Source organism: Flavobacterium sp. KH_035 (assembly GCF_057839565.1).
Map to the genome: position 1 here is coordinate 4,043,180 of NZ_CM174492.1, position 25,159 is coordinate 4,068,338.

The following is a 25,159-nucleotide window of genomic DNA, read 5'->3' on the forward strand; positions in this document are numbered from 1 at the left end:
GACAATAAATAATTTTTAATGGATTAATAATGAATTGGATGGAAATCTCAATGTTGTTCTTTTAAATTGAGGTTTCGCAAATTGCATGCAAAGGTGTATCGGAATTAATTATAAAGAAAATAGCATAATTTATAGATATCTATAAATCAGTTTATACTTAATATGATAAGGAAAATAAAAAACAAGTAACTTTGCAACATGGTAGACATGGAATGGTACAGAACATTTAAAACGATATATCAGGTGGGCACGCTGACAGGTGCTGCGCAGGAACTGCTTATTTCGCAACCCAATGTAAGTCAGCATTTATCGGCTCTTGAAGCTCATGTTGGCAAACAGCTATTCGAAAGAAAACCGCGCCGAATGGTGCCAACAGATTATGGCAAATTATTTTATACTCAGGTAATTGACGCTATTGAAAAATTGGAATATATTGAAGCTGAATTTAGATATACGCGTTCTTCCAATATTCCGCTAACTTGTATTGGTACCTCAAAAGAATTTTTCTACAGCATATTGTCTTCAAAAATCAGTCAGGCTCCTGCGAATCTTGTTTTTGAATTTTGTCCCTCCAAAGAATTAATGCAAAAACTAAACTCAGGAAAACTGTATTTTGTGATTACTTCGAATCGTAATGATGAAAAGGATATTATTTATGAGCCTATTCGTACTGCCAATTTGCTTCTTGTTGGCAATAAGGAATTTGATACAACCGAATTTGATCACTTTATAACCAATTCTGAATTTGATAAAGCTGAAAAATGGCTTTGCGATAAAGATTGGTATGCTTACAGCAGTGATCTGGCCATCATTAGGCGATTTTGGCTGGAAAATTTTAAAAAACGCCCCACTATCAAACCTCGATTTGTTATTCCTGATTATAATTCGATTCTGAAAGGAATTCGTTTTGGTTCGGGCATTACCATTGCATCAGATTATTTAGTGCAGGATGATATAACACAAAATCATATTAAAGAAATCTGGAAAGGCCACCACCCCACTCATAACACGATCTATCTTGCTTACAATAAAAATAATGTCACAACAGATCAAATCGAAATGGTCAAAAAACTACTGAAATAATCGTTTATTTTTCTGAAATACATTCGTCTTTAAAACAGATACAGTTCCATTGAAAAAAAACTTTCTTTAGCATTATAAAAATCAATACATTTGTCGCACATCAAAAACACAAAATGAAAAACTTAATTAACATCTCTATTATTAGCAGCATTATTATCATTTGATAATGACCAGGGATGTTATATAGATAAGTACACAGATACAATTTAAAACCTCCCTCTTCGGGAGGTTTTTTTATTTAAAATATACATGAAAAATTCAGTACAAATTATCATTATCGCAATTATCATTATTCGTCTACTCTGACGAGGCAGGATTCTATTGTATAATAAAAACCTTTCTCAGTCATAAATGAGAAAGGTTTTTTTATTTCTAAAAAACACTAACTATTACTAATTCAAACAATACAGACACCCTTTTCAAATGAAACAAGAATATACTTTAACCGCTTACACAGAAGATCAAATGGGATTATTAAATAAAATAACTATTATACTTACGAGAAGAAAAATCAGTATAGAAAGTATCAATATCTCTACTTGCGAAATTGACAAAATGTACAGATGCACTCTCGTTATAAAAGAAACTTCTGAAACCGTTAGAAATATTGCGCTTCAAATCGAAAAAATTATAGAGGTTTTCAAATGTTACTACCACGCAAACGAAGAAATCGTATGGAAACAAATGGGATTATTTAAAGTAATGACTTCTAATTTCATCAACGACGCAAATATGAATCAATTATTAAGAAAATATAACGCCAGATTTATAATAATTGAGAAAGATTTTACTGTTTTTGAAGCAACAGGACAAGAAGATGTTATCAATGAATTAGCAATCGAATTAACTAATTTTGGATTAATCGAATTTATAAAAAGTGCCCGAATTGCTGTAGCTCTGAACACTGAATCTTTTCATGCATAGTTTTGTTTAGAAGTATATATTGAAAAAAAGGATAATTGGCTACATCGGGGCCTATTTTAGTAACATTCTTTCGGTAATTATTTTATTTGAAGAAGCATCAATGCCGGTAACTTCGGCATATTTTACATTGGGCAACCAAAAAGAACCTCCTTCAATGCGTACAAATATTTTTTCAACTTGTATTTTCTTCTGATTTAAACTTACAAAAACACGATATTTTTGATCGGACTCTACTTTTTTCAAGGTTAAGGGTAACTTCTTATAGGACACAAATTGAAGCTCAAACTCCTCATTATTTAAAGTTTTACTTTCTATTCCGTATGCAAATTTACGCTGTAAGAAGCTAAGATCCTTTTTTTCTCCTTTCTCGGCATATCGAATCCAATACGCTTTTACAGGATTACTTTTGTCTATTTTTCCATTCTCCTGATAGTTTATGGCGTAAATAGCAGTGTTTATATTGGGGTCACGCTGAATATAAAATAGCATATTATCTATATTTTTAGGCGTTGGAAAATGTAATGGCGATGGATTTTTGGATTGTGCCAATGCATTTTCAGAAATTATATTCATTAAGATCGTTATAACGATTAGTGATTTTGTAAAGTATTTAAATGATAGTTTATTCATGATAAAATTTTATATAACCATTAGTAGCACATATTTTAATACATAGTCCCGAAGCTCGATGTGATTAACTTAAAAAAACTCAATAATGCCGAACAAATCTTTGCCAAAATCGAAATGACAATATTGTGTTTAAACTTTGCGTCTTAGCGACTTTGCGAGATTAATTTTATTTTCTAAAAAGCTGAACTTAATAACATTGGGCTTCGAATTATGTGTTTAATTACTTTTTTAGATTTACACCCAACGGATTAATTTGATTCGATTACATTCTGTTTTTTGTTTGCCTTAAAAACCCAATATTTAATGAGTGGATAATTAAATCCATAGGAAACAAAACTATCCGTGATTAACCTTCCGATTCTATAATCAATTTGAAATCCTTTTTGCAAAATAAGCGTGCCAAATGATTTTAGGGAAATGCTTCCCAATACAACCAACGCAAATTTAAAAAGCTGACTGTTGATGCGGCTGCTATAACTGGATTGACTTTTAAATACCCAAAACCTATTGATACTGAAATTGATAATTGCACCAACAGTTCCGGAGATTAGAATAGAAAAGGTAAAATGCAGTTCAAATACCTCTGTTAATAAAATCATTAAGCCATAATCGGTCATACCACCTAAAAATGCCGCAACTTGTGCTTGTAGAAAAGTGAAAATGGATTTTTTCCTGAACATATCAGTCCTGGTTTTTGTCTTTTAAATCGCCTAACTTCAGAAGCTTTAAGCTATCACTAGTGTTGATTGTAAACAATATAATAGTGATTAATCCTGCTAAATAGGTAATTGATCCATCAAACAAAACTTCTGCAATTAAAATCAAAGCAATAATAAATCTAAGTTCTGTTGGACCAACAAAGCCAGAATCTATACGGTATTCATTTGTAATTTTATAGCGTAACTGACTTATGATAATAGACCAGCCATACAATGCGACAAAAGCGAAGGCTACTATTTGTGTCCCATTTTTAGCATAAATGTAGTAGCCAAAGCCTATAAGTACAATACCAATCCAATCGGCAATAATATCAAGTGCAAAACCATACCAACGACGCGGAATATTTCTATAATAAGCCAATCTTCCATCTAAAGAATCGCCTAACCAATTTATGACCAATCCGATAATTCCCAAAAGCAAGTACCAATTTGTTACATAAGTACCTAAAACAAAGGCTAAAAAAATCAATCCCGAACCAAGTGTGCCAATTAAAGTGAGTACGTTCGGCGAAATAAACCCGGGTACCTTTGGAAGGAAAAATACAATCGTTAACTGTTCTGCTCTTTTTAAAAAATTTGTTCGCTTACGGTCTGAAAATGTTCTTTGTGCAATTGCAGTATAACCTTCAATCTCTCTTTCTTTTTCCATTAATAGCGCAATATTTTTAAGCCAGATAGTACAACTAATTCTAGTTTTATAGTTTTTAGTTTTATTTTTCTTTGCGTATTTTTAAAAAACTCGGTCGTTCTTTTTAGCTTACCTGATCTAACCAGATAACTAAATGCGATAATAAACAGCATACTATTTAACAATACCGGCAAAACGTTGATAGAAAACCGTTGGACTGTTCTCGTTTTTAGGAGCGTATTTTCCAGCTATAATAGGAATATAGATAACTCTCCTCCTACTTTCTTCCCCACGGATAGAAGACTCAGCAACTCTGTGCCACAAACGGCCATCGTGAATGGTTAAATCTCCAGCTTCGGGATTGATAGATATCTCTTCTGGATCGGCGTTATGATCTAAAAAGTATTTTTTACGGAAAAGCATTTGATAAATACCTTGCTTGTGCGTACCCGGAATGATTTTAAGACCACCGTTTTCGGGTTTTAAAGTACTCAAATGGATCCCCACATTTAGCATCGGATTTAATTTTGAACCGTAAAAAATATCTCTCAAACCATCGGTATGCCAGCCCATTTTGGTAAACTTACTTTCCGGTCCATTGATATAATGATTGAAAACCATTCCATCTTTTTCTTCAGTTCCTAATCTTGCGTCATCGCCTGCCAATTGTAATAAACCATTAAATCTTGGGTCAAGTAAAAGACCACTTAAGGTTTGATGATGCTGATTGATAAAAGCAAAACGTTGAACAATTGGAGAACCGTCTAAATCTTTTCCAAATTTAATTGGAACGCCATTTACTTTTTTAAGGTCATTGTCGATCCATTTTTGCTCCACTTGTTTCGAGGCATCAATGATGGATGAAACAGTATCCGGATTTATAAATTTTTTGAAGTGGATGAAGCCATATTCGTTAAAAAAGTTTATTTGCTCATCAGTTAATTGCTCAGTAAGGGTAAAAGTTTTATAAGAAGATACCATAATAAATATATTTAATAAATGAAATAATAGTGTTTGTAATTTTATCTAAAAGATTAGCGACAGCAACAACAACAGCGACACATTCGCATGTTGTTTACTTGCATTCGTTCTTTCGGAAAACTAAACATATTTCTTTTATTAGACATACTCTATAGAATTAGTAGATAAAAAAAACGAAGATAAATATAATTTCTCTTTTACAAAGATTTTTTTTATATTTTTTTTTGAAAAAAGTTAAATTTTATAAATTCCAGCTGCAGTTTTTTCGATAAAAGCCTTTGGTAGTATACGGTTGGCATAAACCGAAATAATATTTGTAAAACCCGAAATAACCTCAGATTTTTTACTAAACATGGCTTTTACGGCAATTTTTGCAACTTCATCAGGCTGCATATTAAACTTTTCGGCCATTTTGCTAAAGGCACTTAAACCAGCTCTTGCAGCAAAACCGGTATCAACCGGTCCCGGACTAAAGCAGCTTACTGAAATTGAAGTTTGTGCAAGTTCGAAACGCAAGGCACGCGTAAACGATAAAACAAATGCCTTTGTAGCCGAATAAACAGCTAACGTAGGTACAGCCTGGTACGCAGCAGTACTCGATATATTTAAAATATAAGCTTGTTTTTGTTGTGAAAGTATAGGTACTAATAAATGTGAAAGTTCTACAACTACATTCATGTTAAGTTGCATCATGCCAAGCTGATCGGTTAGTGAAGACTGACTAAAATCGCCCCACACCCCATAACCGGCATTGTTTACTAAAATGCCAACCGGATAGTTGTTCCTTTTTATCCAATCGGTTACTTTTAACGATGCGCCATCTATCGAAAGATCAATCGATAAAATAGAAGCATTGACGCTGTATCTAACTTGAAGATCATTAGATAGTATTTTTAGTTCCTCCTCACTTCTTGCAATAAGCAATAGCGGGTAACCCTGTTTGGCTAATTCATAAGCAATAGATTTTCCAATGCCTTTGCTGGCGCCAGTTATTAAGGCATACGGTTTCGTTTTTTCGCTCATTATATTAGTTTAAGCATCAAATATAAAAATTAATTGCAAACTGTTGACTGTGCAGCGGGTATAATGGTTACTCTCTGCCTTCCCTACTTTACAGTACTTATAGTACACCATATTCTTTAAGCGAGGAGGTTATCTTATTAAGCTAATCATTTACTTGACAAAACATTAACAATATAAAACAAGGCATTCGAACCAAATTCTTCATACTATTCAAACAGAGAGCTTACCTGTTTATATATACTAATCAAAAAAAACTTTTAAATTTCGAATCGTTCAATCCTCTCAAAAAAATCATTTCTGTAAGTATCGCCAATTGGAAGGCATTTCCCAGAAACCCAGACTTCATTATTGTCTGTTTTTTCAATCTTGCCGATCGCCGCGATAAATGATTTATGAATTTTTACAAACTGGCTGCCGGGCAGGTTTTCTTCAAAATATTTTAAGGTATTGTAGGTCACCACCTGTTCGGATGAAGTATGCAGTACTACATAATTTTTTATGCTTTCTAAATAATTGATGGTTTTCACTTCAATACGCTGATAACGTTTTTTGCCATCCGTTTTCACAAAAAAGTATTCATCAATGTTCGTTTGGGCAGTTGCATTTACAGCGACAGGTTCTGTTTGCTGTTTGCGTACTTTTTCCACAGCCATAATAAAACGTTCAAATGCTATGGGTTTGAGCAGATAATCTATCGCATTCACTTCAAATCCCTCTATTGCAAATTGTGGGTAAGCAGTAGTAAAAACGATTTTCACTTTGTCTTTAATAATTGCTGAAAGTTGTATACCATTAAGATCAGGCATTTGTATGTCAAGAAATACCACATCAGGTTTGTGTTTTTCTATAAGTACAAGAGCGTCTAAAGCCCGCGTGCAGGTTGCGATACATTTTATTCCTTGAAGTTGCGCAAAATATTTTTGAAGCAGACGTATAGCAGGAGGTTCATCATCTACAATTATAGCAGTAAGGTAATCGCTCATCAACTCAATGGCATATTTAGGGTTACTTTGTGGTAGTTATCGTCCTTTAAAACAATAAGAGTATGGTTGTCAGGATACATTAAACTCAGTCTTTGGCTTATGTTTTTGTTTCCTATACCATGCTCATCGTAGCTTTTAATAATTCGGTACTTATTCTCTGATGTAAAGATAAACCTTCCGTTCTCAATTTTCAGCTTTATCGTTATAGGATTTTCAAAATCATCGCTGATACCGTGCTTAAGGGCATTTTCAAGAAAATGTATCAACATTAACGACGGTATTCTGTGATTTCCCAGATTATCGGAATGTATAAAATCTATCGCCACCATGCCGTCAAAACGCCTTTTAAACAGATCAATATAATTTTTCAGAAACATCGTTTCGTCTTTAAGCGATACTATATCATTTTTGCTTTCGTAAGTAACATAACGCAGCATTTCCGACAGTTTCATTATATCAGCAGCAACTTCTGGGTTTGTGTCATACAAATCAGAGTAAAAACCGTTCAGAGAATTAAATAAAAAGTGCGGACTGAGCTGGTTTTTTAAAGCCTGTAATTCTGCGTGCTTCTTTTCTAAGGTCAGCTGGTTCATCTGAGCACTGGTATTCCAAAGGTATTTCATAAAATAACCTACAAGACTAAACAACAGCACTCTTATGGAATAATACGAGTTATCGCAAATATAATAAAGTGGCGTCAACGTTTCCATATTGTAATTATGGTTACCTGTTATTTTAAAGAGGAAGATTTCCTCGTAAATAAAACGTAAGAACGGAAAAAGCAATACAAGGCTGAGTTCTGCCAGAATTAGGAAATACCATTTTTTAAAGGGAATTGTCCGGGGACAGATAATAAGATAGTTAAGGTAAAAAATCAGCAGTTGTAACAACAGAAAGCCAATGTGATGAAGAATAATCCATAGGGGATCTAAATCCTTAGAAACCCTCATACTTCTTAGCAGCTCGTCCAGCCCCACAAATAAGAACCAGAATAAAATGTGGCACAGTATCTCTTTTTTTCTGCTCATTAGGCTAAAGTAATTCTTTTAGATCATAAAGACAACCTGAATGGTTTAATAGGATTAATTACAGGATGAACCACTAGGATTACACAACCAAATACAAAACAAGACGCAGCTTAGTTTTTGTTTTATAAAATGTGCAATTGGTACGAAGTAAACTTTTGAAAAAAATAGGCAGAGTAACATTGTAGCGTAAATCAATCATCAATCAAAAATCGCCAATCAAAAATCAATTATGAAAAAACTACTGTTTATAGCCACTGCGCTTTTATTCCCCTTGCTTAATCTGGCGCAAACATCAATTAAAGGTACAGTAAAAGATCAAAAGACCACCACTGGTATTCCTCATGCTTCAGTATACATTACTGACGAAAATCAAAAAAAAATAGTAACCACAGAAACGGATAAAACAGGTAATTACGCTATAAGTCTTCCCACTTCTTTTAAATCAGGCAGCCTCTCAGTAACTTACCTTGGCTATGCCAAATTCAGTAAAGAAATTACAGCTCATAGCCTACCCGAAATCTTGAATATTATGCTGATACAGGACCAGAATCAACTTAAGGAAGTTGTTATTGATACCCGTAAAAATGCAATTACTATAAAGGGGGAAAAAACAATATTTGATGTTGACGCCTCTGGTATAGGAAATGGGAACAACGGGCTTGAAACCATAACCAGAGTGCCAGGCATGCGTCTTGATAAAGATGAAAACCTTGTTTACCGAGGTAATAAGGACATACAGGTTATGATTAACGGTAGAAAAAGCTTGCTTTCAGGAGATGCCTTGCGCGAATATATACGCTCTTTAAGAGGTTCGGATCTAAAATCAATTGAGATCATAGCACAGCCCTCTTCAAGGTATGAAGCAGCAGGAACAGCTGGTATAGTAAACATTGTTCTGAAGAAAAGCAACGCCACAGGTTTGTCCGGGAGCATAAACACCGCAGCTTACAAAGGAGACTATTTTAAAAGCAGACAAGGAGGAAGATTGTTTTATAACGACTCTCTTTGGACGCTCACTGCGAATGGATCTTACTACAATGGAAAATCGGTTAATTACAGACATATAAAACAGAACATTGCTCTGGAGGGAACTGAAAAGATTATAGACCAGTACAACACCTGGCTACCCGTTACTAAATCGTCCAGCCTCAACTTCGCTGTAGAAAGAAAGATAAATAAAAACCAGATTTTAAGCACCGAATGGAAGTATTACAACGAAAGCGGTAAAGAAACAACCAATGGGTATACGAATGAATACCTTGGCAACACTTTGCAGAACAGAGTTGATCTTAGTCAGTTTTTTACCGTTCCGGAGAAACGTGTTTCCGGTAATGTATTTTATAATTTTACCTCTGACAGCCTTACCACAAAACTTGATGTGCAGGCCAACTTTTTGCAGTTTAGCCAGAAGAAAAATGGAGCGCAGCTTAATGATTATGCAGATGGCACTTTTATAGAGCTTGCAGGTGAAAACAAAACATCTTACACTATTGCTAATCTACAGATTGATTTCCGTCATAAGCTCTCAAAGAAAATCAATTTTGAGGCAGGTGCCAAGTACTCTTATGTAAAAATGAACTATTACAACCGTTATACAACGAATAATACAAAACTGTTGTTTATACCAGACAGCTTATTGGTCAATGACTTTAAATATGATGAAAAACTCATTTCCGGATATGCGCAGGCCTCTGGTGAATTTGGCCCATGGAATATGCAGGCAGGAATGCGTGTAGAGCATTACAACTTTGTAGCATCGTCTCAAATAAACTTCAAAGAGAATAAAGGAGTATACACTAATTTATTCCCGTCTTTTTCTTTTGGTTACAAGCAGGAAAACAACCAGTACAAATTTAGCTATAGTAAACGCATTGGCAGACCAAATTATCTATCTCTGAATCCCTATTACGAATATATGGATGCTTATACTCTGAATATTGGAAATCCGGCATTAAAACCGCAATATTACGACAGTTTTGAACTGAGTTATATCTACAAGAGTAAGTTGAATCTTAGCCTTTACGGCTACCTTTATAAAGATGGCTTTATCAAGGTTATAGACTACCAGCGTGACCAAAACTATAATATTACCTATGATGCCAATGCGGCCAAAGGCAGCAGGTTCGGCTTTTCAGCATCCATGCCTTTCCAGCCTGCTGAATGGTGGACAATGCAGCTGAGTTTTGACAGCTATCTGATTGGGGAAAAATCAGAAATTAAAAACTTTTCATATAGCGGAACAGGCTTCGGCTACGATCTTAATTTTTACCAGACCGCAGACTTAAAAAGGGGCTGGAAGATAACCATGAATTGTTTCTACAATGGACGTTCTACCACGCCGAGCGGCTTTTCAATAGCTACCTATGACATGAGTTTAACCGGTAAAAAAAGCTTGTTGGACAAAAAACTGATCGTAGAAGGAGGATGTACAAACTTATTAAAAAAGAGCTTCTATAACGAGACCACAAAAGTTAACAATGTATCAACTGACTGGACTAATCGTTGGGAAACACGCAACTTTTATATGCAACTGACCTACTATTTTGGATCAGGAAAAAATAAAGAAGTAAAAGCCACATCACTAAAAGAGGAAACCAAAAGAATGTAAAACGAGAGATACTAAAAAAACAGACAGCGGCACTTTCTTCTGTGGCGTTGTCTGTCTTTATAAAACATACTTTAGTAAGACCTACAAAATTAAAATCCCATTTCTTTCGAAGTTCTTTCTATACTTTTTTTCTATTATCATTGTATTTGAATACAATTATGTTGGTCAACACATTGCGAAACTACTGGTCAAATTGTACCAAAAGTATACGGTCTGACCGACCAATTTTTCAATACAAAAAATGGAATGGTATATTTAAAATTGTTTTAAAAGTCAGCGTCCTGCGCTTGGGATAAAATTATAAGGTTACTGCATTACTAAAGATTCACAGTAAAAGACAGAGTTAAGTTTTTTGTGCCTATAAATAATAAATTTGTTGCGTATACATACAATAGTTTAGCTAGATTAAGCGTCTTGTTCGTACCCGATCTAAATTATTCTAAAACTTTGCAAAAAAACTTTCCGAAATTATTATATACAATAAAAGAACTGTCAACTTACTTCTTATGAAAACATTATAGAATTATTACTCTTATCATTTTATCTTATCCAGAGGATGTAAAATCATAAATTATTTTATTTCGATGAATGTATTTATAATTTGTATAGATCAATTTTGTCTTCACGAGCAAAATACTCCCGTAAACAGGGGATTTTATATTTGCATATCTCACATTTATGTCTATCTTTGCACCCTCAAACAACAATCAACAATGCTACTAAAATAGCTTATTGAAAGTAAAAAAGGCCTCGTGGCGCAACTGAATAGCGCATCTGATTACGGCTCAGAAGGTTACTGGTTTGAATCCAGTCGAGGTCACTAAAGGAGACAACTAGCAAATAGTTGTCTCTTTTTTTATACACAAACATATAGATTTTTCAAGCCTTGACAAGCTAATATTTGTGGTTCGATTTTTTCACAAGAAATTCTTAGTCTGTTTGAAATAAACAGTCTTAAAGTGGCGCTATTAGAGATTTAATCGAAGCTGAACGATGGTTCGAAATCCCGTTAAGGATATAGGATTTTTTTCTCTTTTGGTTTATCGTAATTTTTTGATACTAAATACAGTAATTCCAAAATAATTTTAGCTTCCTTCTCATCTACATGAATGCCGTTTTTGGAAAGAATAATAACGGCTTTCTCTACTGAAACATTCTTCTCAATAAAATTCATTTTTTCTATTATTTTTTCGGTTTCTTTTTTTTGATAATATTTTTAAAAATGCTTGATTTAAGCCTAAAGATAGATCTCCTGTTTTAAAATTAATTTCCGTCGGTGGAATAAGATTTACAAGATGTCTTTTATCTGAAGTCTCAAATTCAGAAAATCTTTGAAAGATTTCAACTAATGCTTTTTCTTCTATTTGATTTTTTCTATCAATAGCTTTTAATTTAACAACAATATCACGTGCTTCCTTTTTAAGGTTTTTGGTACTGACTTGATTCTCTTTTTTTAATTCGTTGTAGTCATCAATTTTTAATATTCCAGCTATAAATAATTTTCTGCCTCGAGAAAGGGTCAGCTCCTCCTCATTTATTTTCCTCTCCAATACTTTTTGAGCGTATAAATAACTTGCTTTCTGTGTCTTTATATTCCGGTCTTCCAAAATGTCCTTAAATAATTCAATTGCATTATTTGAAAGTATCCATTGTTTAAGTTTATTTTCATAGCAATCATTAAGAAATTCTGCATTTATCCTTGTTCTGCAGCCATTATGGCAATGATAATATGGGTACTTTTTCGATCTTCCTTTTGATACACTTCCGCCAAGTTTTCGATCACAACCAGGGCAGGTTAAAAAACCTCTAAGAAAAAACATTGATTGTAAATCATATCTTTTTGCAGTAGTTTTTCTTCTTGTATTAATAACAGACTGAATCTGATTAAACAAAGACTCAGATATCAATGGCTCGTGTAACGCTTTTACTACCCCCTCTTCACCAGAGTCAAGTGTGACTGGTATAAGCCCGCAATAAACAGGATTATGTAAAATCCTGAAAAAGTGCGACCTTGAGCATACTAATCCTTTATCATTAACTATTTTAATGATTTCAGATATTTTATGATCGTTCTTGGCAACTTGATATAAAGCCCATTTTATAATTTCGGCTTCTGGCTCTTTAGGAGCAATACCTTTTTTACCATCCGTTAATGTCAAATTGATAAATCCTAATGGTGCCTTACTGGGATGTCTGCCCATCAACTTGGCTCTACGAATGCCATTTGCAGTATTTTGGGCTCTCCGGGTATTCTCTGCTTCTGGAACAGCTAAATATACAGCCAGCATAACTGTGCTTTCCGGTACAGAAAAATCAATTGGTTGATCAATAGCCTTTGCTGTTGTTTTATATTTCCGAAGCTTTCCAATCATTTCATAAGCATACTCAACATTACGACTGAATCGATCCCATTTGATAAATAATATATTTTTATCTTCTCCTGATGATTTCTTTTTGATTTCTGAAAACAATCGGTTCCATTCTGGTCTATTGAAATTCTTCGCAGAGAAATCTTCCCGATAAATTCCTTTGACTTCGATATCGTAATATTTACAATACTTCAATAATCTGTCCTCCTGTTCTGGCAAGGAGTAACCTTTTCTCTTTTGTTCGTCCGTACTTACACGAACGTATAAATAGGTTGACTTCATAGAATGAATGTATTTGTTAGATTTATTACTGAATATTTTATACATGAACTTATTAATAAAAAAGTTATCATGTTGTTTTAGTAAAACGCTATACATAATAAAAACATATACAACCCATTAAAAATCAATACGCTTTTTTTTTAAAATGATATTGTATTCACAGCTTTTAATTACTAAATTTAAGCAAAGCATATCAATAGTTATTCTGTTTTATAAAGAGAATGCAAAATGGCACAAAAAAAACAAATTCCGAAAATACAGCACTTCGTACCACAATTTTCCCAGCGTTTCTTCTCCTTTGAAAATAATGGAAAAACCATCGGCATGTTCGAGACTAATAGGAATGTTTTTAAAAGTCATGTAAAAATATCCTCGCATCTAGGCAGAAAACATTTTTATGGACCTGATGGCGAGCTTGAAGAGTGGCTTGCAAAACTCGAATCACATTCTGCGCCAATCTTTAGAGAAATGTGGGAAGGAGAAAAACTGCCTATTCCACAAAGTCCTAATCATTCTAAAATGCTTCACTTCCTGATTATTTTGGATCTTCGAAACCCTATTCATTTCAAAATTCTAAAAAAATTTGAGCAAAGACTTCCAAATACTAAGTCTAAAATCAGCGAAGGTAATGTCTCTACCGATATGATTCCTGGATTACAAGAACAACAATCCGATAAGGGAAAACTGAATTCACTAAAATCTGCCGAACTTCTTGTACCCGATCTTTTACACCTGAAATATAAGCTCATTAAAAATAAAACCTCAAATCCTTTTATAATTTCGGATAATCCGCTTGTCATGTATAATCAGTTTTTAGAAAAAAGAAACTGGAAATTTGGCAGTCAAAGAGATTTTGGATTAAAAGGACTGCAACTATTCTTGCCGCTAAATGATTCGTATATGTTAGCTGTATATGATTCCGATATCTATAAACTCGGAAATAAAAAAGAGCATATAGTAGTGATAGATGATAAAAAGAGTATTGACCAGCTTAATCTCTTGCAATTTCTCAATTCCGAGTCTACTGTTAATTTCAATCACAAAGCTTCTGAGCATTATATCAGAACTCTTCAAGAAAAATCGAAAAAGTATAAAAAAGCCAATGATGATTTTATCAATGTGCATGAAATCAAAGCTCCGAAAGGTATAGAGAACCTTACAGCGCAAATGATTGCAATGGGAGTATCGGACTTGAATATTAGACTCTCTCTTCAGAAATTAAATTTTATCTCAAAATCTTGTGCAGTTAAACTGCATAGTATGTCAGATCAGTATAGAAAAAATGTAAAATACAAAGCATACACTTTCAAAGTCTATACTATCTTAAAAAAGTAATTAAAATATAGAAATTGCGTATAACACAGAAAATACAATAGCTCACAACAGGTATTTATACGCATAGAGGATTTACCTTAAATCGTATTTTTGATTTATAAAATATCTGTATCAAAATGATTTTAAGAGAAAAAGAAATCACAGTTATGGTTTTCCGTAAAGAACTTGAATTTAAAATTCTGACTTTTGTTTTTAAAGCTTGTGACTTTAAGTAATTATAATAAGCTTCCCAATCTAAAATCAAATCTATTATCATTTAAAAATAAAATAGATTTTAACCTTATCCATTTTTATGTATCTAAAAAAAATTAAAATAAATAACTTTAGAAAATTTCGTGTTGATAACAATGTCGTTGAATTTGTAGACGCCGAAAATTACCTTAAACAAAAAGGTGATGCCTTAATTAATATAGCCCCTATAACAACACTTATAGTCGGGAAGAACAATTCTGGTAAAACGACAATAACTAAAGCCTTGGAAAAACTTATAATTGACAATAAATTCGAAGCAAATGATTTTAATTTTAAATATTTACGTAAAAAATTAGGAGAATATCAGAATGATTATGATAATCAATTTTTATCAGTAGAACCTCCATTGCTCGAATTTACCATAACGGTTGGAATTGAACAGAACAGTAGTGATCTTGTCACCAATTTAGTCGCGTTCATGACTTTGGAAAATGTAGCTAATTCCGAATTAGATATTCTTATAAAATATGAATTAATGGAATATGAAAATTTCCACAAAGCTGTCAAAGATTTATTGGATGAGGGAATCGTTGATAAAATGTTACGATTCAAAAAGTTTGTGGAGCTGCTAAGTGATTCTATAGATTTTAAAATAAAATACTACAACAGTAATGGTATTGAAGTACCATTTAGAATAAAAGACCTTATAGAAATAAAAGCTATAAAGGCCAATAATGTTGAAAATGAAAAATGCTTATCAAGAGCGTTTAGCAAAATTGTAGAATATCGATACAGATCCACTCAAGGTAAGAGAGACAAAAAGGAACTTGAGCAGATAATAACAGAAATTAACGGGGCACTGAGTTTAAACATTACAGACAAGCACACCAACAGAATTAATACCTCATTAAACGCAATTGAATCTTCAGATAAGTTAGAAATGATCTTAAGTTCTGATATTTCATTTAAGAAATTAATGAATGATCTTATAAAATATGAATATATTGAGTACGGTGATAATATACCAGAAACTCAATTTGGTCTAGGATACACTAACTTGATGATGATCATTGCTGATTTAATTGAATATATGGAAAAATATCCAGAGGATTCTTTCAACAGTAAAGTAAATCTAATATCAATTGAAGAACCTGAAACGTTTATGCATCCTCAAATGCAAGAATTATTTATTAAAAATATAAATGAAGCTATTTCATCGTTGTTGAAAAGCAACAAAAAAAACATAAACAGTCAGCTTATTATTACCACTCACTCATCGCATATCCTGAACAGTAAAATCCACAGTGGTAATTCTTTCAACAATATTAATTATGTCACAACTATAGAACAAAACTCTAATGTAGTTTCACTTAATGACAAAAAAATCACACCACAATTGGGTGATAACAATAATGAAAATAATTTAAAGTTTTTAAAAAAACATATAAAATATAAAGTTTCAGAACTGTTTTTTTCCGATGCAATTATCCTTGTGGAAGGTATCACTGAAGAAACACTTCTAAGATATTACCTCGATAATGAAACTCAGCTTAATAAATTTTATATATCTATTTTCAATATAGATGGAGCCCACGGTCTCGTCTATCATGAATTAATAAAATTATTAAAAATACCAGCTTTAATAATTACTGATTTGGATATCAAAAGAACTGATTCTGAAAAAGATATTTTTACACAGATTAGTAGCTTAGATAAAAAGACCACAACAAATGCAACAATAAAACAATATAACGAAGAAAAAGAATTATTAACCAAATTGCCTTCAACATTAATAAAGGAAAATTTAAAAATAGCATTTCAGGGTCAAATTAACGGATTTTATGCCACCAGTTTCGAAGAAGCCTTCATTCTCACCAATTTCAGAAATCCGATTTTAAATGATACCATCAAGGAATTAAAACCTGACATTTACAGCAGCATTGTAGGTGCTGAAATTGATATGGAAGAAATAAAAAATAATTCCTACAAACTGCAACAGAAACTATCTGGATGTAAAAGTGATTTTGCAAATAAATTACTATATAAATATATTACTTCAGATGCAAATGCTGAACTTCCCAAGTTACCCCAATATGTCACTGAAGGATTTAATTGGCTTTCTACTAAATTAAATATTGTCTAAAAAATATGAGTTTATCAATTATATCAGCAGAGAAAAAAGGACAAGAGATAGATATTCAGCAGGAAATTTTTAATTCAATTGACCAAAATGAAAATATTATATTTAGCTCTGGTGCGGGTTCCGGTAAAACATACTCGCTTGTGGAAAGCTTAAAACATATAATTAATAAACACGGCTCAAGGCTAAAAGTGCATAATCAAAAAATTATTTGCATCACTTATACAAATGTTGCCGTTGAAGAAGTAAAAAACCGTCTTGGAAACAGCGAATTGGTATTAGTGTCTACAATTCATGAAAGAATATGGGAACTTATTAAAGATCATCAAAAAGAGCTTGTAAAAATTCATCAATTTAAATTGAATGAAGAAATCAGCATCTTAAATAACAAGATAGGTGCAGATAATAAATTTACTGCATTTAGAAATTTAAGTAACAAGCAAAAATCAAGTTTAGCAGATTTAATGATTTCTCAAACAGAACTTTTTTACAAGAGTCAAGATGAAAATGCTGCTAAATTCAGAGAAATATTTGGGGTTCATCTGAAAGATTTTCCAAACATTTTAAAAAACTATTCCGATTTTAAAGAGCTCATTAAAATTATCTACAAAATAAACAATTATACATCTTGTTTACAACATATAAATGCAAAAAAGGAAGGATATTTAAAAGTAAAATACAATGCATCATACAATTCAGATCGTTTACACTGGATGAGAATCAGCCACGATACACTTTTACAATACGGAATTAAAATTATAAAAAGCCATAATGTGTTGCAACAGATAATAATTGATCAGCATCCCTATTTTTTGATTGATGAATATCAGGACACTGAAAAAACAGTTATTGAAATCATGTCAATTTTGACACAGCGGTCTATAGAAATTAATCATCCCTTTTTTGTTGGCTACTTCGGAGATCCTGCTCAAAATATATATGATGGGGGAATTGGAAAAAATATTAATAAAGTGCATCCGAATCTTAAAACAATTATCAAACCTTTTAATCGTCGATCTACAGAAGAAGTAGTTACTATTATTAACGCAATAAGAAATGATGAAATAAAGCAATCGTCAATCTATGATGATTCTAAGGGTGGCAGTGTAAAATTTTATGCTGGACAAAATGATAAAATTGATGCATTTATTGAGCAATATAGATCTAAATGGAGCATTTCTTTAAAAAATAAACTGCACTGTTTTGTATTGACCAACAAAAGTGTTGCTGAATATAGCGGTTTCAGCAATATTTATAACTTCTTTGCAAATACAAAAAAGTATAAAGTTGGTTACCAGCAATTAAACACAGAACTACTTAGTGACAACCAAGTCAGATTAGGAGAAATTCCATCTTTTATATATCGCATTCTTGAATTTAAATTCAAATTAAACTTAAAAAAAACACCTGTTCAAGATGTATTAAACAAATACATTTATTCTGATATGAATATAGAACTTTTAAGGGTTTTTATTGATTCGTTAAAAAAAATTAAAGGCAATACCTTAAATGAATTGTTAGAATCAATCACTAGTATCTATACCTCTACTGAAAACAAAAAATATAAAGAATTAATAAATCAATTATTTGATTTTGAAGGCTTCCCACATAAATCAACAGAAAGCTACCTGTCCGAAATACTTTATCCCAACTTAAAAGAAGAAGATAATGCTGAAACAGCAAAAGCTATTGAAGCTTTCTTAAACATTAATCTTAAAGAATTTGAATTGTGGTATAAATATATCCTAAGGGAAAATGAAACTGAAATAGTCTATCATACTTATCATGGCACAAAAGGGCTTGAATTTGATAATGTTTTAATACTAATGGGTAATGCTTTTGGAAAAAACAAAATGTATTTTAAAAATTTTTTCATGGCTGTACAAAATGCAACAGAGGAGGATAATGAAGAATTTGAGCAAACAAAAAACCTTTTATATGTAGCATGTTCCAGAGCTATTAAGAATCTGAGAATATTTTATCTTGATGATGTTACTGATTTTAAAGCATCATTGTCAAAGATTTTTGTTGATGTAAAGGCATATTGAATTATAAGATAAAACCATAAAAGATGGAGAGCCTGAAAAAATACAATCTACTTTGCACTTATTGGGAAGAGAAATTTAAAACATCTTTTTCTCAGCAAGATAATATTTGAAGGAATAATGCACTTCATACTTTTTCTTCCCCAAAAAAGTTACGGCGAAATTTAAAGGTCATCCACACCTTTAAAAAAGAGACTTTCTAAAAAATTAAACAACTTAGCTATGCAACTAACCGAAGATGAAATTTTAAACCAAATTGTTTTGAATGAAAATGCCTACTTTTATTCAAATCCTGATGAAGTAAACATATCTAGATTTCTAATTACAAATCTTTTCAGAAAAATTTCAAGCGGAAAGACTGGAAATTATCTTCTAAGAGTAATAAACAAGGAGATTATAATTGATGAGCAAAATTTTAACTATTCAATTTGTATCTTCCGTTATACTGCTATTCCATCTATTCTTGAGGAACATTTAGATAATTGGGAAGAAATAAAACTAGCTTACATCCTGATAATAGACTTTAAAGAATATATAATGACAATTAGAAGAAATGTTGGTAAACTTAGAGAATTTCTCGAAAAATTCGAGCCAATTGATTATAAAGTACTTTCAACTCTGTATGTTGACGAGGATACACTAATTGAAAAAATAAATATGCAAAACATGAATGTTTCTGATCGTGCTATGCGTCAAAAGTCACTTGAATCTCTCAATCTAAAACAAAATCTTTCTCCACTCGGCACAAGTAACTACGTCGTAAATAATATAAGGGTCAAAAATGATGAAGAAAAAACATCCCTTTCATTAAATACATCCAGAATAAACAAATTTGGCAAAAAGTGCTCTATAAAAGAAATTTCAAAATGGGGATTTTTACAAGTTGAGAGATTAAGAGCGCATGCAGACAGAGAAACCTTCTTGTCAATTTTTTCTGAATCTATAGATTTTAAAGATCATAAAAGTGATTTAATGCCAATTGCCATCTTATTTGTATTCTCAAAATTATACGAGGACTTGGAACAAAATGTAATTCATGAGACTCGAATTGTTTTAGATGATGGCAGCCAAAGACAAATAGATTTGATTAAACATATCTCAAATGTGGAAACTTTGCTTCAGATAACAAACCATAATACTGTTGGTCTTACAACTTATGATATCCAGAATCCATATGTAAATGATTTAGAAGTAAGAATGAATGAAAAATCTATTTCAGTAAGATCTCAAAAATTAAAAAATGTTATTTTATTTAAAGATAATGGAAGGATTCAAAATCTATTGGATTACATTAATTCATCAAATCAATTCATAGTAAATTTTGACAATTGTGAACTTATCTATACAAATCGAAAGTTGTTTAGAGATAATAGACTCTTAGGCAATATTGATAACTTTCTAAAGATATTCATTCCTAATCAGCAACTTGAAAATGCAAATAGTGAAAAAGGTGCATTTTCAAATGCTTCTACCAATTTTAGCCCTTCATCAGTTTTTAGTATTGTCGAAGACATATTTTTGCCAGAATCAGAATATTTAGTTTGTGATGATCTTGGAAAAGAATGGGCCGATCATATTAGTATCAATGGAAATAAAATACAGTTCATTCATTCAAAATATAAAGACGCAAATTTTTCAGCATCTGCTTTTCAAGATATCGTTGGACAGGCACTAAAAAATTTAGGGAATCTAATGCCACAGGATTTTCAATTAGCTTCAAAACAAGCATTCTGGAGTAGTAATTACAATAACGATGGTTTTCAAACACAAATAAGTAGGTTACGAAAAGGTAACTCAATAGTTGATTTCATAGACAGATTTAAGAGTACCATATTAGAACCTAATCATCAAAGAGAAGTTTATCTAACGCTGAATTTTCTCTCAAAAAGCGGTTTAGAAATTAAGCTTCAGCAATTACGTGATGCGGAAGCTTTTGCAGAAAGAAATGAAGTTATACAGATCTTGTGGTTTATTTCTTCATTCATTAATGGTTGTAAAGAAGCAGGAGTAGATGGTGTTTACATTTATTGCAAGCCCTAAATTTAAAACCGGAAGCCATCATATAGAATCTGGATAGCTTCAAAGCTTTTACCTATTAAATAAACTATTAAATTCTAAAAGAATATTTTTTTTATTGGATTATAAATTTACTCGATCTAGGCAAAAACTAGGTTAATTCTTTATTTTAAAATTTTAGCTAAGCAGATTTTAGAATCATAGCATATAATGAAGGGTTTTCATATATTTACACTAAAATATAATTTAATGAGAATTACCAACATTCATATTGAAAATTTTAAAGGAATCGAGCAAGGAAATTTTGAATTTGATCCATTTTTCAACGTAATTATTGGAGAGAATGGAAAAGGAAAATCATCTATTTTAGATGCCGTATCAATTGGAATGGGTACTTTTCTAATGAACACGACAGCCTATTTTGGACTAAAAGGAGCTAGATCTAGACCGCTTTTAAAAGGAGAAATAAGAAAAAATGTTATATCAGATGATAATATTGAGTATTCAAATGTCATATTAAGTGGTGTTTTTTGCGTTGAAAATATAGACGAATGCATTTCATGGAAACGTGAGCAAAAAATTGGCTCTAACAATTTAACAGTGCGCGACGCATTTCAACTTAAAAAGTATGGCAAATATCTTTTAGAAAAATTAACAACAGATCAAAACCTACCTCTTATAGCTTATCACACAACAGGTCGGTTGTGGGGACAGATTTACGAAAAAGCAAAGGTAAAACCAATAGAGTATGAAAGAGTAGGATCTAGATTAGATGGATATTATGCATGTTTAGATCCACGTTCAATCGAGCAAAAATTTTTAAACTGGTTCAAAACCTATGAAGACTCTATTCTAAAATTCAACAAGGATAAAGCATTGTATACAGCATTTAAAAATGCTATAACTAGTATGATTTCAGAATGGGATGATATACATTTCCATTGGGGGCTAGATGATTTACTCGGACGAAATTCGGAAGGAAAATGGATTCCATTCAGAGATTTTAGTGATGGTTATAAAGGTATTATTAGTCTTACAGCTGATTTAGCTTATAGAGCTATAAAATTAAATCCACATCTTGGCGAAAGAGCAGTTTTAGATACGGATGGAATTGTTTTAATTGATGAAATTGATATGCACTTGCATCCAAATTGGCAATTAAATATAGTTTCTGATTTAAAAAGAACCTTTCCTAAAGTACAATTCATTGTGACTACTCACTCCCCTTTTGTCGTGCAATCTCTTAGATCAGAAGAAGTTATAAACCTAGATGGAAATAAGCCCAACGAAAATCCATTTACCAAAAGCATTGAGGAGATCGCGAAAGACGAAATGGAAGTATCTTATGTACCGAGAAGTGCTAAATTTAAAGAATATCAAGACATAGCTGAAGAATACTTCGATTTAATCGAGCAAGGAAAAAAATCAACAGATGACGTTAAAACCGCAGAATTAAAAGACAAACTAGATGAACTCGAGTTACTTTTCAATGATGATCCTGTATATGTAGCTTTAATGAAAGCGGAACGAAAATCGGAATAATGAGACCTGTTGATAAAAATTTATTTACTTTAAACAAAACCACTTATAAACCTTACGGCGATGCAAAACCAGCTTTAATTTCTGCACTGGGTAATTTCTGCAGTTATTGTGAACGCGAAGGATATAGTTCAGCATTAGATGTGGAGCATATCGAAGATAAATCTACACATCCACTAAAAACATATGACTGGGATAATTTCCTAATAGCATGTAAAAACTGTAATTCAATTAAAGGAACTGAACTTGTAGATTTCCCAAATATAATATTACCTTATCTAAGCAATACCTTTTCTCCCTTTGAATATCTTGAAAGTGGACTAATAAAAATCAAATCTAAAGTTGATCCTATCGCTGCTAGTAAGGCTCAAAATCTTATAAATTTAATTGGACTTGATCGCAGACCAGGTCATCCTAAATTCAGTATTAAAGACGACAGATGGCAAGAACGTAAACAAGCGTGGGAACTAAGCAAGAGATACCATGATAAATTTATTAATAAAAAGTGTGACATAGAGACAATTGTTGATCTTGCACTTAAAAGTGGTTTTTGGTCGATTTGGATGAATGCATTTAATGATTGTAATAATGTACAGATAGCATTGATAAATTCATTTGCAGGCACAAATAAGTCCTATTTTACAAATTTAAGCAAGCAAAAGAATAATAATTTCACATTAAAATTCCTCCTGTACCCGATCTGTAAGATATTAAAGAGGATGAAATAAGAATTACTTAAAGTAAAAATTGGAGTTAGTACTTTTTCTGCAACAAATAGTAAAGGCTTTTTCAAAAAAGTTTTATATCTGAAAAACACCAAAAATTAAATTTCTTAATAATCAAAAAATACTGACGTCCCTAAAGGCAAAACACTCAGAATAATATCACTGAATATCAATTCGTTAAACAAAAAAAAAGCTGTTTTTTTTTAGTGAATAAACAGTTTCCAAGTAATAATTATAATTCAGGTGTAAAATCGGTGCACTTTAGGTTTAGGACATTATAATAATGTAGAATAGATGCGGGTTTGAGGGGGGGCAGTTTCTGCTCTACTTTTACCTTTAGTCTTAAATAAAAAAATCTAAAAATCATCATCAATTTTTGATTTGAATAATTTTATGATAATTGTTTAATTTTACTTATTCAAATTAGAATATTATAGATTAGTTTTTCACTAACTAGATACTTTCGACTTATACTTATCAAATCAAAAAAATAAGTTTTAACGTTTTTAACATTTAACCACTACGATACATACAAACCGATCTTGAATAAAAATTTAAAATAATTATCTTACAAATCAACTTGAAAATAAGCTAATTTCTTTAAATCTTGCATAAAATGATTTGTAATTTGTATCGTCGAGGTCACTTCTCGGGACAAAAGATAAAAATCATCTTTTGTCCCGTTTTTTTTACTTTTAACTGTTTATTAATGAAGATAAATAGACTCCACTATTTTGTTCACTCTAGAGGTTTGTACTTTATTTTCGTGAATTGTGAAATTTTCGGGGTAAACTAGACCAATTAGGCTTCTTGTATCAGATAAATCCCTTTTCAAATAAGAATCATTAAGCTTGATAAGATTAAATTATTGAGCACTCATTCTCTGTCTTTTTCTGGTCAAAAGAAAGTCTACTGTATTGCCTAATTTATCTACCGCTCGATATAAATAACACCAAATACCTTTTACTTTGATATAGGTCTCATCCAATCTCCGACTCGCCCCCACTCTGCCTTTTCTCTTCTTAATCTCTGCCTTAAGCAAAGCTGCAAACTTATAAACCCAACGCTGAATCGTGGCATAATCCACAATCACTCCTCTAATCTTCATTATTTCTTCAACATCCCGGTAACTAAGTGTAAATCTTAATTTGAAATATACTGATTGAAGAATTATGTATTTAGGATAACAATGACCTTTAGTATTCATTCTTTGATCGGTTTAAAATTCTAAAGATAAAAGTTATTCCCAGATGCGACAGAACCTTCCAAAATGGACTTAATACATTTTCTGTCACAAAAGATAAGGCGAATTTCAAATAAATAAGCCATCGTGGAACTATCCGTACATATTTTTTATCTCCGACATAACAAAGGTACTTTGGGTACTCCCTATACTTTCAACTGATCCCAATTTATTAAACACAAAATCCTGATAATGCTTCATGTCTTTGGCAGAAACTTTCATTAAAAAATCGTAATCACCAGAGATATTGTAACATTCTACAACTTCTTCTATTTTCATAATATCACTAACAAATTGATTCCCAATATTACGATCGTGCTGTTTAAGTTTTATATTACAAAAAACAATGAAACCTCTATTTAATTTTTCTGCATCAAGGAGCGCTATATACTTCTTAATATATCCACTGTTTTCTAATCTTTTAATCCGCTCAAAAACAGGCGATGCCGAAAGATTCACCATTTTAGCAAGCTCTTTTACAGTGTATTTAGAATTATCGTGTAGTATATTTAATAACTGAAGATCAATTTCATCTATCTGCTCCATAGAATATTACTTTAAAACAAGTTTAATTTATTTTTAAATCAGAATAAAATTCTTCAAATATAACCAAAAACAATACAAAAATCTTATTTTGAACAATTTAAAAACATATCATACTGCAGC

General features: G+C 31.8%; 20 protein-coding genes and 1 tRNA gene. 10 read left to right on the forward strand and 11 right to left on the reverse strand.

The annotated features are described in order from the left end of the window. Window positions 1-207 precede the first annotated feature (207 nt). Together AC3IS6_RS16685 and ilvN are read left to right on the forward strand one after the other, a co-directional pair. Window positions 208-1,083, forward strand: a complete 876-nt coding sequence (locus tag AC3IS6_RS16685; RefSeq protein ID WP_489161004.1) for a LysR family transcriptional regulator — start codon at window positions 208-210, stop codon at window positions 1,081-1,083. A 423-nt stretch (window positions 1,084-1,506) separates the two neighbouring features. Continuing rightward, window positions 1,507-2,007: an acetolactate synthase small subunit gene (gene ilvN / locus AC3IS6_RS16690; protein WP_489161006.1), complete on the forward strand. Its 501-nt coding sequence runs from the start codon at window positions 1,507-1,509 to the stop codon at window positions 2,005-2,007. A gap of 51 nt (window positions 2,008-2,058) precedes the next feature. Here the strand turns inward: ilvN and AC3IS6_RS16695 are convergent, their stop codons facing one another. The 7 genes from AC3IS6_RS16695 to AC3IS6_RS16725 all read right to left on the reverse strand — a co-directional run bounded on the left by AC3IS6_RS16695 (window position 2,059) and on the right by AC3IS6_RS16725 (window position 7,999). Further along, window positions 2,059-2,637 (reverse strand): DUF4833 domain-containing protein, encoded by a 579-nt coding sequence (locus tag AC3IS6_RS16695; protein ID WP_489161007.1) that lies wholly within the window; start codon window positions 2,635-2,637, stop codon window positions 2,059-2,061. Between the two features lie 248 nt (window positions 2,638-2,885). Beyond that, the gene (locus AC3IS6_RS16700) at window positions 2,886-3,317 is read right to left on the reverse strand and encodes a GtrA family protein (protein ID WP_489161009.1); all 432 of its coding nucleotides are present in this window, start codon (window positions 3,315-3,317) and stop codon (window positions 2,886-2,888) included. Window position 3,318: 1 nt separating this feature from the next. Beyond that, the gene (locus AC3IS6_RS16705; protein ID WP_489161011.1) at window positions 3,319-4,005 is read right to left on the reverse strand and encodes a CDP-alcohol phosphatidyltransferase family protein; all 687 of its coding nucleotides are present in this window, start codon (window positions 4,003-4,005) and stop codon (window positions 3,319-3,321) included. A gap of 153 nt (window positions 4,006-4,158) precedes the next feature. Beyond that, complete coding sequence (locus AC3IS6_RS16710) at window positions 4,159-4,965, reverse strand: phytanoyl-CoA dioxygenase family protein (RefSeq protein ID WP_489161013.1); 807 nt, start codon at window positions 4,963-4,965, stop codon at window positions 4,159-4,161. A gap of 234 nt (window positions 4,966-5,199) precedes the next feature. After that, the gene (locus AC3IS6_RS16715) at window positions 5,200-5,988 is read right to left on the reverse strand and encodes an SDR family NAD(P)-dependent oxidoreductase (RefSeq protein ID WP_489161015.1); all 789 of its coding nucleotides are present in this window, start codon (window positions 5,986-5,988) and stop codon (window positions 5,200-5,202) included. Window positions 5,989-6,245: 257 nt separating this feature from the next. Next, window positions 6,246-6,971 (reverse strand): LytR/AlgR family response regulator transcription factor, encoded by a 726-nt coding sequence (locus AC3IS6_RS16720; protein WP_489161017.1) that lies wholly within the window; start codon window positions 6,969-6,971, stop codon window positions 6,246-6,248. Continuing rightward, a complete protein-coding gene (locus AC3IS6_RS16725) occupies window positions 6,971-7,999 on the reverse strand; it encodes a sensor histidine kinase (protein WP_489161019.1) in 1,029 nt (342 codons plus the stop codon). Before AC3IS6_RS16725 ends, AC3IS6_RS16720 begins: the two co-directional genes overlap by 1 nt. Before the next feature lie 229 nt (window positions 8,000-8,228). Here AC3IS6_RS16725 and AC3IS6_RS16730 point away from each other — a divergent pair, with 229 nt between their 5' ends. Both AC3IS6_RS16730 and AC3IS6_RS16735 read left to right on the forward strand, forming a co-directional pair. Then, window positions 8,229-10,607: an outer membrane beta-barrel protein gene (locus AC3IS6_RS16730; RefSeq protein ID WP_489161020.1), complete on the forward strand. Its 2,379-nt coding sequence runs from the start codon at window positions 8,229-8,231 to the stop codon at window positions 10,605-10,607. Between the two features lie 746 nt (window positions 10,608-11,353). Continuing rightward, window positions 11,354-11,427, forward strand: a tRNA-Arg gene (locus AC3IS6_RS16735). Between the two features lie 189 nt (window positions 11,428-11,616). Here the strand turns inward: AC3IS6_RS16735 and AC3IS6_RS16740 are convergent. Together AC3IS6_RS16740 and AC3IS6_RS16745 are read right to left on the reverse strand one after the other, a co-directional pair. Further along, the gene (locus tag AC3IS6_RS16740; protein WP_489161022.1) at window positions 11,617-11,781 is read right to left on the reverse strand and encodes a PTS sugar transporter subunit IIBC; all 165 of its coding nucleotides are present in this window, start codon (window positions 11,779-11,781) and stop codon (window positions 11,617-11,619) included. Beyond that, window positions 11,768-13,258, reverse strand: coding sequence for a recombinase family protein (locus AC3IS6_RS16745; RefSeq protein WP_489161024.1), 1,491 nt, complete (start codon window positions 13,256-13,258; stop codon window positions 11,768-11,770). The genes AC3IS6_RS16740 and AC3IS6_RS16745 overlap by 14 nt, the downstream gene beginning before the upstream one ends. A gap of 228 nt (window positions 13,259-13,486) precedes the next feature. On the opposite strand from AC3IS6_RS16745, the gene AC3IS6_RS16750 reads away from it, so the two are divergent. The 6 genes from AC3IS6_RS16750 to AC3IS6_RS16775 all read left to right on the forward strand — a co-directional run bounded on the left by AC3IS6_RS16750 (window position 13,487) and on the right by AC3IS6_RS16775 (window position 23,253). Then, on the forward strand, window positions 13,487-14,593 hold the full coding sequence (locus AC3IS6_RS16750) for a DUF4238 domain-containing protein (RefSeq protein WP_489161026.1): 1,107 nt from the start codon (window positions 13,487-13,489) through the stop codon (window positions 14,591-14,593). A 292-nt stretch (window positions 14,594-14,885) separates the two neighbouring features. Continuing rightward, window positions 14,886-16,928 carry an AAA family ATPase gene (locus AC3IS6_RS16755; RefSeq protein WP_489161028.1) on the forward strand — a complete coding sequence of 681 codons (2,043 nt, stop codon included), beginning with the start codon at window positions 14,886-14,888 and terminating at the stop codon, window positions 16,926-16,928. 5 nt (window positions 16,929-16,933) lie between these two features. Continuing rightward, complete coding sequence (locus AC3IS6_RS16760) at window positions 16,934-18,973, forward strand: UvrD-helicase domain-containing protein (RefSeq protein WP_489161030.1); 2,040 nt, start codon at window positions 16,934-16,936, stop codon at window positions 18,971-18,973. A 219-nt stretch (window positions 18,974-19,192) separates the two neighbouring features. Next, on the forward strand, window positions 19,193-21,010 hold the full coding sequence (locus AC3IS6_RS16765) for a hypothetical protein (protein ID WP_489161031.1): 1,818 nt from the start codon (window positions 19,193-19,195) through the stop codon (window positions 21,008-21,010). A 225-nt stretch (window positions 21,011-21,235) separates the two neighbouring features. Then, window positions 21,236-22,528, forward strand: a complete 1,293-nt coding sequence (locus tag AC3IS6_RS16770; RefSeq protein ID WP_489161033.1) for an AAA family ATPase — start codon at window positions 21,236-21,238, stop codon at window positions 22,526-22,528. Then, the gene (locus AC3IS6_RS16775) at window positions 22,528-23,253 is read left to right on the forward strand and encodes an HNH endonuclease (RefSeq protein ID WP_489161034.1); all 726 of its coding nucleotides are present in this window, start codon (window positions 22,528-22,530) and stop codon (window positions 23,251-23,253) included. The genes AC3IS6_RS16770 and AC3IS6_RS16775 overlap by 1 nt, the downstream gene beginning before the upstream one ends. Before the next feature lie 862 nt (window positions 23,254-24,115). Here the strand turns inward: AC3IS6_RS16775 and AC3IS6_RS16780 are convergent. Continuing rightward, entirely contained in the window at window positions 24,116-24,457 is a 342-nt protein-coding gene (locus AC3IS6_RS16780) for an IS6 family transposase (protein ID WP_489161036.1), read from the reverse strand. Between the two features lie 129 nt (window positions 24,458-24,586). Continuing rightward, entirely contained in the window at window positions 24,587-25,039 is a 453-nt protein-coding gene (locus AC3IS6_RS16785; RefSeq protein WP_173964873.1) for an Lrp/AsnC family transcriptional regulator, read from the reverse strand. Between the last annotated feature and the right edge of the window lie 120 nt (window positions 25,040-25,159).

Bases quoted from the DNA above. Each gene is read 5' to 3' on its own strand.
- AC3IS6_RS16760 (WP_489161030.1), top strand. From the start codon at position 16,934: ATGAGTTTATCAATTATATCAGCAGAGAAAAAAGGACAAGAGATAGAT.
- AC3IS6_RS16745 (WP_489161024.1), bottom strand. From the start codon at position 13,258: ATGAAGTCAACCTATTTATACGTTCGTGTAAGTACGGACGAACAAAAG.
- AC3IS6_RS16685 (WP_489161004.1), top strand. From the start codon at position 208: ATGGAATGGTACAGAACATTTAAAACGATATATCAGGTGGGCACGCTG.
- AC3IS6_RS16765 (WP_489161031.1), top strand. From the start codon at position 19,193: ATGCAACTAACCGAAGATGAAATTTTAAACCAAATTGTTTTGAATGAA.
- AC3IS6_RS16730 (WP_489161020.1), top strand. From the start codon at position 8,229: ATGAAAAAACTACTGTTTATAGCCACTGCGCTTTTATTCCCCTTGCTT.
- AC3IS6_RS16775 (WP_489161034.1), top strand. From the start codon at position 22,528: ATGAGACCTGTTGATAAAAATTTATTTACTTTAAACAAAACCACTTAT.
- AC3IS6_RS16700 (WP_489161009.1), bottom strand. From the start codon at position 3,317: ATGTTCAGGAAAAAATCCATTTTCACTTTTCTACAAGCACAAGTTGCG.
- AC3IS6_RS16740 (WP_489161022.1), bottom strand. From the start codon at position 11,781: ATGAATTTTATTGAGAAGAATGTTTCAGTAGAGAAAGCCGTTATTATT.
- AC3IS6_RS16750 (WP_489161026.1), top strand. From the start codon at position 13,487: ATGGCACAAAAAAAACAAATTCCGAAAATACAGCACTTCGTACCACAA.
- ilvN (WP_489161006.1), top strand. From the start codon at position 1,507: ATGAAACAAGAATATACTTTAACCGCTTACACAGAAGATCAAATGGGA.
- AC3IS6_RS16710 (WP_489161013.1), bottom strand. From the start codon at position 4,965: ATGGTATCTTCTTATAAAACTTTTACCCTTACTGAGCAATTAACTGAT.
- AC3IS6_RS16785 (WP_173964873.1), bottom strand. From the start codon at position 25,039: ATGGAGCAGATAGATGAAATTGATCTTCAGTTATTAAATATACTACAC.
- AC3IS6_RS16725 (WP_489161019.1), bottom strand. From the start codon at position 7,999: ATGAGCAGAAAAAAAGAGATACTGTGCCACATTTTATTCTGGTTCTTA.
- AC3IS6_RS16720 (WP_489161017.1), bottom strand. From the start codon at position 6,971: ATGAGCGATTACCTTACTGCTATAATTGTAGATGATGAACCTCCTGCT.
- AC3IS6_RS16715 (WP_489161015.1), bottom strand. From the start codon at position 5,988: ATGAGCGAAAAAACGAAACCGTATGCCTTAATAACTGGCGCCAGCAAA.
- AC3IS6_RS16705 (WP_489161011.1), bottom strand. From the start codon at position 4,005: ATGGAAAAAGAAAGAGAGATTGAAGGTTATACTGCAATTGCACAAAGA.
- AC3IS6_RS16755 (WP_489161028.1), top strand. From the start codon at position 14,886: ATGTATCTAAAAAAAATTAAAATAAATAACTTTAGAAAATTTCGTGTT.
- AC3IS6_RS16780 (WP_489161036.1), bottom strand. From the start codon at position 24,457: ATGAATACTAAAGGTCATTGTTATCCTAAATACATAATTCTTCAATCA.
- AC3IS6_RS16695 (WP_489161007.1), bottom strand. From the start codon at position 2,637: ATGAATAAACTATCATTTAAATACTTTACAAAATCACTAATCGTTATA.
- AC3IS6_RS16770 (WP_489161033.1), top strand. From the start codon at position 21,236: ATGAGAATTACCAACATTCATATTGAAAATTTTAAAGGAATCGAGCAA.